Here is an 8,874-nt window from a genome sequence, read left to right as displayed (position 1 = left end):
TGGAAGGGATGGGGTATCCCGGGCCGGTCTTAATTACATATCCGCTGTGGATATCCTCTTTTTCTTTGACCGTTGCAGGCAGTACAAGTCCGCTTTTAGTGCGGGTTTCCAGATCCCGCGGTTTGATCAGCACACGGTCGCCGACAACAATAAATTTTTCAACAGAATTTAGATATTCTTGAATCATTCGTACTATAATTTCGTGGTGCTAATTAACTACCGTGATCAATACGTTTCGTAAGAAGCCTTTGAAAAACCAGTCCCGAAGCATCGGGAAAGGTCAAGGCCAGAGGGAGGTTGGAATCGCAGCACATAGCCAATATGTGAGAATTTCAACCGACCGATAATGCCTGCATTGGCCCAAAAAACAGTTTTGCAAAGGCTTCCGTAAGTTAACGCCTTTACTGATCAATATGAACTATCGATTTTCACTGAAAATAGCAGCTCTCAGGGGATTTATCCAATAAACCGGTTGTTGTGAGGGGAGCTCTATCTTCCCAAACACCTCCGACGGTGTTCGTTCAATCAGTGGAAAGTATTGTAAAGGCTATCAACAAGTGCAGGCGGCACCTATTGGCTTTGATAAAGGCAAAACGGAACGGCTGGGGCAGAGAAGATATGCAAAAAAGTTAGCGGGCTTATCTCAATACAAAGAAGCGTTTCACCCGTATTTTCCGGGAACGCCATATCAAGTTATTAAGCTCTTCACTTGTAATATCGGGCACTGTCGCAGGAGATGGCTCATCCCGCCTTTCCGGGATATCGACTTCTCCCATATTCAGATGGTTTAAAAAAAGCTTTAGTTGTCCCCGAAGATAATGAAAGTAGTTCTTTTCAAGTATTTTAATAATTTGAGGCCAAAGGGTCGTATTGGCGGACCATTCAATACCTAATCCTATAGCATTTGCAGGAACCTCCTCTGTCAGGCAAATATGTAAACACTCATCCAAATCGGTGGGCAGGGGCTCGTGACGCATCAGCTTAGGTCCCAATGTATTCTCATCAGAAAGAGGAAAAAAACTTTTCCACATTTGATTCGTATAGGGATGATGGTAGTAGACTTCGTAATTAGAGCTGTCTTTGCGAAGCTGTTTCATTTCTTTAATCAAAGAAAGTTGTTTGTCGCTGTCGATGATATACATATCTATTACATTTGCAACTTACGGTTTCAAAATCCCCACCTAATCTAATCTACCACTTATACAAGCCCTCAAAACAAACGCTCACGGCCATATTCCGCATTCTGCTGGCCGTATCGTCATTCCTTCGGTTTATCTAAATATTGTATAGTGCAGAATGATATTGCTTGTTCCCGATTTTGGGAACAAATTGCCAGATCATACGCGGCCCCGCCCGAAAATGAGCGAGAGGACAAATAAAACCAGGAAAATATAAAAAAGTATTTCTGCGATCCCGGCAGCGGCTCCCGCAATACCCCCGAATCCCAGGATAGCAGCAATGACAGCAATAATTAAAAAAGTAATAGTCCACCGTAACATAATAACCTCCGGTTATTTATTTTTAGCGGCAAATGCTATTAAAACCCCCGCTATTAGTACCACTGCTGAAATAATCATCGGCATCGGATCCCCCTGGCTGACAGTAACCTCGAGTCCCAAAGCGCTGATGTGTTCCGTATTATTGATGTAGTTAATACCGGTGTAGACAAGTCCGATCAAGCCAACAATTGAAATAAGATATCCCAGCTTCTTCATAATTGTGCTCCTGTTATTAGGTTTGAATATTGTAGAGACAGAGTACCCCTTTTGTTCCCAAAAGGCTATTGAACCGCAGGCATACCGCTTCCATTTGTTTTTCTTTTACCGAAGACAGCGCAAAATAAATTTTACCATGTCAGGCGTTACCTGCCCATTTTGCAGCCGTCCCATACCCGCAAGGGTTTTCCCATCTATTTGCTTTAACGCACCGTCATAAGCAATAGACATTCTATGCTCTCCGTCATCGGGCTCCCGAATATCAAGCACCATACGAGAAATAGGCTCATCGGGGATTATCCCGTCCACAACCACCAGCTTATACGCAAAATCAAGGATCGGATCACGGAAGCCCCCGCCGGTATCTATAGCCGAAAATTCAAGCGTAATATCCGCCTGTTCAAGCAACTCCAGCGTTGTATCGTCACTTGTTACCTTTTCAATGACCGCCGTAGTCTGTTGTTTCATATAAAGCCCAATATTATGAGATCCATTTTTTAAAAGAGAATGATAGATAGTCATTTGAATTCCGTAAATCAACCCCCTAAATGTCCTCACGGCAGGTCTGCGGGTTCCGTAATATATTTCTTAGCCCTCCTGATCCTGGCCTTTCGTGCCGGGACCTATTTATATCTCCGAATTCTGTACCTGTTTGTCCGTTCGTCCGGGCTGCCTATAACACCTGGCATCCGGGGGACATACAGTACAATTCTCCCGAAAGGACCGGGCCCCGTGATAAGAGAGTATAAGAAAGCATCTTAAAAATGTAATTTTAAAATTTCGGATTTAGTAAAATAGATTTTATATATCTCTATCTTTAAACAGTGACGATTTTATAAGCTCGGTAACTGGTACAACAGTTCGTGTTAGAGGACTTAGAAAAACCAGTCCCGAAGCATCGGGAAATACCTAAGCCACGATTTCAAAACCACCGTGTATATATAGCATATAGAGGATACATGGGGATGTTGAAATCACGAAAATATAGAGATGGGGCAAAACAGCAGTTTTGCACAGATCTCTGTGAATGAATCAAATAATCCGATACTAAACCTGAACACACAAGACAATATGGACCGCAAAACTTTTTTCTCTCTTACTTCAGCAGGCCTCGTAGGCAGTACCCTCCTGCACAGCACCAGGCCGGACACTCGGGATCTTACGCGCCGGCAAAAGCGATACCAGGATGGCAGGAGCCCCTGGCCCCTCTGCCTGGATACGGCCACTATTCGACCGGCCGACCTCCGGGAGAAAGTCGAAATCGCTTCCGAAGCGGGCTTCGATGCGATTGAACCCTGGGATGGAGAGCTGGAAGAATTCGAAGAAAAAGGCGGCGACCTCCGGGAGCTGGGCAATGAGATCAAAGATCACGGCTTGTTCGTGCCCAGTGTCATCGGCCTGTGGAATGCCCTGCCTCCCACGGAAGAAGAGTGGGAAGCCTCGCTCAAAGATACCCGGCGCCGGATGCGCATGGCTTCCGATATCGGCTCAGAACATATTCAGACCATTCCCAATACCGTGGGCGATAACTACGACCTGCGCTGGGTCACCGACCGCTACCGGGATATCATCGAAATAGGAATATCAGATTACAATATTAAACCCGCTCTCGTATTTGTAAAATTCTTTCCCCTCAAAACGATGGGCGAGGCTGCCGCTGTAGCGCTCAATGCAGACCACCCGGAAGCAAAGATTATCCCCGATACGTTTCACATGCACATAAGCCAGGGCGGGTTCAGCGGGTTACCGCTGCTTGACGGGACGGCCATTGCGATCTTTCAGTTTGCCGATGCTCCGGGCACTCCCGGGGTCGACCAGCTTGAGGACAAGCATCGCGTATTCCCGGGAGACGGCATACTTCCCCTCCCGGATATCTTACGCGACCTGAAAAAGACCGGCTTTCGCGGCTGTATTTCCCTGGAACTATACAACCCGAACTACTGGGAACAGGATCTTCAGGAAATTGCCGAAACAGGTCTACGTAAAACGTTAGACGTAATTGAAAAAGCGGGGGTATAGCCGAGATCATTCGTACAGCTCTTCGTCTTCAGGACCTATGGTGATGAGCTTGCGCCAGGCTTTAAAGAGCATCACGCTGGCTGCCACGGCGACGATGGTTATGAACCCAGCCAGGATCCAGCGGCCGTAGATCCAGTAGCCGGTGGCAAACAGCGCCCCGTACACCGCAACTGATCCCAGAACCATGCAGAAGATCCCCTGGGGCACCCGCCAGGCTTCATCCTTGTAGACTTGTACTTCCCTTCCCGCCTGTTCGGCGATATCCAGAACACGCTGCCAACCGGGTCCCCCGGGACGCGCTACCTCATAAAAATGCAGCAGGGTTTTCTGGGAAGTCGGACGAACCATATAGGTGACCGACACCCAGCCGATGGTGGTGATAATTACCCCGATCACGACCTGTTCCCACCCGGTCAGCTCCGGGAGCCCGGTGGAGGCATGGAAGAACTGAAAGTAGACCGCAATCACGAAGGAAATGACCATCGCCGCTATTTCGCTTCCGGCGTTAATCCGCCACCAGAACCACCGCAGGATAAACAGCAGCCCGGTCCCGGCCCCGATCTGCAGTAAAATCTGAAAACTGCCGAGCGCATCCTGCAACAGCAGGGCTAGTCCCCCTGCAACGATCATTAAAAGGACCGTAGAAATACGTCCCACCATCACCAGTTCCTTTTCTGAGCTGGCGGGATTGACAAATCGCTGGTAGAAGTCGTTAACCAGGTAGGAGGAGCCCCAGTTCAGGTGGGTCGAAATCGTCGACATATAGGCCGCAGTCAACGAAGCGACCACGAGTCCCAGCCAGCCGGTCGGAATGAAGGTAAGCATGGCGGCATAGCCCATATCGTCGCCGGCCACCGAAGCGGCATCGGGGAAGGCTTCTTTCATGGAGGCAATATCCGGGAAAACGATGATCGAGCAGAGTCCTACAATAATCCAGGGCCAGGGACGCAGGGCATAGTGGGCGGCATTGAAAAAGAAGACGGCTGCAATCGAGTTGTTTTCATCCTTGGCGGCAAACATGCGCTGGGCAATATAACCCCCTCCGCCGGGTTCCGCCCCGGGATAGTAGACGCTCCACCACTGCACCGCCAACGGGATGATAAAGACCCCCAGGGCCTGGGCGGGATCATTGAAATCAGGCAGAATATTCAGTTTTCCGACCACCTCTGCATGTTGAAACAGTCCCTCAAAACCGCCCACCTGTGGATGATTGAGCGCCACATAGGCAGCAACAATACTTCCGCCGATCGCCAGGAAAAACTGGAAAAAGTCGGTAAACAGCACCCCTTTCAGGCCGCCAAGCGTACTGTATATTACGGTCACAATGCCTCCGATCACGACCGTCTCGACCGGACTTAGTCCCATGAGCACCCCGGCAATTTTGATCGCCGCCAGTGAAACCGTTGCCATGATAACCACATTGAAGACAAACCCGAGATAGATCGCCCGAAACCCTCGCAAAAAAGCCGCCATTTTCCCGCTATAGCGCAGCTCATAAAACTCCACATCGGTCAGTACCCCCGAGCGTTTCCACAGGTGGGCGTAGACAAAAACAGTAAGCATACCGGTCAGCAGAAAGGCCCACCAGACCCAGTTCCCCGAAACCCCGTCTGTGCGAACAATATTGGCCACCAGGTTGGGGGTGTCCGTCGAAAAGGTCGTGGCCACCATGGAGATACCCAGCAGCCACCACGGCATGTTTTTGCCCGCCGCAAAATACTGCTGTGAGTTCTTGCCTGCTTGCCGGGCCACTACCAGTCCAATAATTACAGAAAAGAGCAGATAGGCTCCAATGATGGTCCAGTCAATGGGTGCAAGTTCCATAAAGCGTAGTTCGGTTAAATAATCATTTGAGGGTTAATTATTCGATGCTTTTCGGACTCAAAAACAAAGATATTTTTTAATCAAAACCAACAAGCTATTTGTACTTTTTAACAAAATCGCTGTTATAATGAACTTTAAAATGACAGAAATGTAAATAACTAATCCCCAAATGAAAGTAAAACACTTTCTTATCATTTTTTCAGCCATGGTTTTGGAAGCTTCCAGGATGATAATTCCCCTTCTGCATCGCCGGGTGGTACCTGATTCCACCCGACCCCGCCCAACAGATTGATTGTCAATAAAAAGCATCCCAAGCCTGTGAAAATATAATTTCGACTTCAATATCGATCGGGAAAGCGGGACTGGGAGCATATTTGAACAGCGGTAAGGTTGGTTTATGGCATTCCGGTCAGGATTAAACGGAGGCATGCAAAAAATACCTGTATTCTTGCTATTTACTCTTCGTCAAATCTTCAAACAACCATTTTATCCGGTAATACCGGCTTCAAAAATGGTCGTTTTTCCATTGGTATCTTAACAACCCCTCCTGCCCGGGAACAATGAAAGTGGACATTTCCATGATCCGGATTTTCGATCCTGCCCATCGAACTGACGGGCCCGCTGGTCAAAAGAACCTTGTTTTATAGCCTTAAGGACCTAAAAAAAATAATACATTCCCCTCGCTTCTCTTTTGTACATTGCCGTTAAAACATGGCATCATGGGTATAGAATGTTATTAATACAAATAACGACCGGTCATGAATAATGAAATAACCGAAGAAACGACTTTACAAGAACAGGTTGACGAGCACAAATCCGGTGTTCAACAAAAATACGGTACCTTTGGCGGGGTGTTTGTGCCTACGCTCCTTACGATACTGGGCGTGATTCTCTTCCTTCGACAGGGTTGGGTGATTGGGAATGCCGGACTGCTGGGCGGGTGGCTTATTATTACACTTGCTTTTGTCATTGTCACTTTTACCGCCCTTTCGATGTCGTGCATTACAACCAATATTCGCATCAAAGCGGGCGGAGCCTACTCCATTATTTCGCAGTCGCTGGGACTTGAAGTGGGGGGGAGTGTGGGTGTTCCTTTGTATCTGGCCCAAACATTTGCCATAACCATGTATATATTTGGTTTCAGAGAGGGGTGGCTCTATATCTTTCCCGGCCACTATGCCATACTGGTCGACTTTATAGTATTTGGAGCTTTATTCGGCATTGCATTCATGAGTGCCAAACTGGCTTTCAGGATACAATATATTATTTTGGCTGTCATTTCCGGGGCTTTAATTTCCGTCGGGATCACCGTTTTTACCGGTGCAATGGAACATAGTATCCAGTGGTGGGGAGCATTTCCCGGGACCCCGGAGAATGGTTTTGAGGGCATCAGCTTTTGGGTTGTATTCGCGGTGTTATTTCCCGCGGCTACCGGTATTATGGCGGGGGCCAATATGTCAGGAGAGCTCAAAAACCCAAAGAAGAGCATTCCCTTGGGCACCATTTCTGCTATTGTCATTAGTTATGTAATATATATGGCCTCCGGTTATTGGTTTGCGAGAGTGGCCCCGGTGGATGAGTTGGTCAGCAACTATAACGTGATGATTGATTATGCCCTTTGGGCACCGGCCGTTCTGGGCGGGTTATTAGGTGCTACTTTTTCATCGGCACTGGCATCTATTGTGGGAGCACCCCGTATTTTGCAGGCCCTGGGCGATCATCGGATTTTTCCCGGTGGAGAAATATTCTCAAAATTGTCAGAAAATGGTGAACCCCGCCATGCTATTCTCCTGACTGGAGGTATTGTGCTGGCCACCCTGCTGCTTCGCGACCTTAATACCATTGCTCCCCTCATTACGATGTTTTTTCTTATCACGTATATGATGATAAACCTGGTTGTATTTGTTGAACAATGGATGAACATGATCAGTTTTCGTCCCACCTTCAGCATCCCCAGGTTTGTGCCGTTTATAGGCACGGCCGGTTGCCTGTTCACCATGTTCATCATTAATTCCACTTTCGGTCTTATTGCTCTGGGATTTGTGGTTCTAACTTATTTGTACCTGACCAACAGAAAATTAAAAGTGCCTTATGGGGATATGAGAAGTGGTCTTTTTGTATCACTGGCCGAATGGGCAGCGAAACGCGTTTCCCTTCTGCCGGAAATAAATGAGCGGGCATGGAAAGCAAATCTGCTCGTTCCTGTCCGCAGTGCCAGGGAGCTGCGCGGCAGCTTTAGCCTCATCAGAAACCTGGTATATCCCAAAGGATCGGTGAAGCTGGTGGGACTCTCGGGAGCAGGAGATGATAGTGAACTCAGGGATTCGCTGATGGATTTTTCCATGTCTTTTAGCAGGGAAAACGTATACGCAAGATGGAGTGTCATAGATTCCGATAATTTTGAAGAAGCCATATTAAACTCACTTCAAACATTACAGGGTACATTTTTCAGGCCCAATATTATCTTCCTGAGGTTGCCGAATCATAAAAGTTATGATGAGGAAATTCATTCTATCATCAACCAGGCAAGGTTAAATAACATGGGGATCCAGCTTTATGTAGAAGACACGATAGCACAACTTGGCCGGAGCTCATCGGTGAATGTGTGGATGCGCGAAAGAAGTCCTGGCTGGGATTTGAGTATGGAACTTGGAAATATAGACTTGGCTTTGCTTACAGCTTATAAATTAAAAATGAACTGGAATGCCAGCATGAGACTGATAACAGTTGTGGATGAATCGCAGGTAGAACAGGCCTACAACTACCTTGAAAACCTGTTGGATGCCGCCCGCCTCCCGGACGTACAACCGCATGTTGAGATTGGCACGTTTAAAGAGGCCATCCAAAATGCTCCACAGGCAGATGTAGATCTTATGGGATTGCCCCAGGATCCCGATCTGGACGAACTCCGTTTATTCGTAGAGCGTACCCAGTCGGCCTGTGTTTTTGTGGCCGATTCCGGCAATGAAAATATCCTGGCCTGACAGACCTCCTCCCGGAAAATTAAAAGGCCGCCGGAGATCAAAACTGGTATGCCAACGCCCCGGCCCGGAGGGGATACGCCTCATTTATTTATAAAGCGGGAAACTGGTGATAAATTTTAACTCCGCAAAAAAAGGAGTGAAAGAACCAAATAAAATTCCCCATTCCCACATTCCTAATTCCCACATTCGTAATTTTTAATTTATAATTTATAATTTATAATTTATAAATCCTGCCCACTCAGTCCCGCATCAACTTTTTATACTGCACGCGTTCGGGATGATACCTGGAGCCGAGTCGTTGTTCACGATTTTCTTCATATTCCGAATAGTTT

The 8,874-nt window shown here is 47.4% G+C and carries 7 protein-coding genes and 1 pseudogene; 2 read left to right on the top strand and 6 right to left on the bottom strand.

The features are described from left to right. The 5 genes and pseudogenes from ACESLU_RS08285 to ACESLU_RS08265 all read right to left on the bottom strand — a co-directional run. Positions 1–187, bottom strand: a pseudogene (locus ACESLU_RS08285) (co-chaperone GroES); the annotation flags it as partial. A 451-nt stretch (positions 188–638) separates the two neighbouring features. Then, the gene (locus ACESLU_RS08280; protein ID WP_372637754.1) at positions 639–1,142 is read right to left on the bottom strand and encodes a hypothetical protein; all 504 of its coding nucleotides are present in this window, start codon (positions 1,140–1,142) and stop codon (positions 639–641) included. A 195-nt stretch (positions 1,143–1,337) separates the two neighbouring features. Continuing rightward, a complete protein-coding gene (locus ACESLU_RS08275; RefSeq protein ID WP_073066662.1) occupies positions 1,338–1,499 on the bottom strand; it encodes a DUF1328 domain-containing protein in 162 nt (53 codons plus the stop codon). A gap of 12 nt (positions 1,500–1,511) precedes the next feature. Beyond that, positions 1,512–1,715: a hypothetical protein gene (locus ACESLU_RS08270; RefSeq protein ID WP_372637751.1), complete on the bottom strand. Its 204-nt coding sequence runs from the start codon at positions 1,713–1,715 to the stop codon at positions 1,512–1,514. 105 nt (positions 1,716–1,820) lie between these two features. Next, positions 1,821–2,183, bottom strand: coding sequence for a hypothetical protein (locus tag ACESLU_RS08265; protein ID WP_372637748.1), 363 nt, complete (start codon positions 2,181–2,183; stop codon positions 1,821–1,823). Positions 2,184–2,786: 603 nt separating this feature from the next. Here ACESLU_RS08265 and ACESLU_RS08260 point away from each other — a divergent pair. Continuing rightward, positions 2,787–3,734 (top strand): sugar phosphate isomerase/epimerase family protein, encoded by a 948-nt coding sequence (locus tag ACESLU_RS08260; protein ID WP_372637745.1) that lies wholly within the window; start codon positions 2,787–2,789, stop codon positions 3,732–3,734. A gap of 6 nt (positions 3,735–3,740) precedes the next feature. Here the strand turns inward: ACESLU_RS08260 and ACESLU_RS08255 are convergent, their stop codons facing one another. After that, entirely contained in the window at positions 3,741–5,558 is a 1,818-nt protein-coding gene (locus ACESLU_RS08255) for a sodium:solute symporter family protein (protein WP_372637743.1), read from the bottom strand. A 758-nt stretch (positions 5,559–6,316) separates the two neighbouring features. Here ACESLU_RS08255 and ACESLU_RS08250 point away from each other — a divergent pair. After that, positions 6,317–8,542, top strand: coding sequence for an amino acid permease (locus ACESLU_RS08250; protein ID WP_372637740.1), 2,226 nt, complete (start codon positions 6,317–6,319; stop codon positions 8,540–8,542). Positions 8,543–8,874 lie beyond the last annotated feature (332 nt).

This window comes from Fodinibius sp., assembly GCF_041642155.1.
Taxonomy (GTDB): Bacteria; Bacteroidota; Rhodothermia; order Balneolales; family Balneolaceae; genus Fodinibius.
This window is presented reverse-complemented; position numbering and strand designations above follow the sequence as displayed.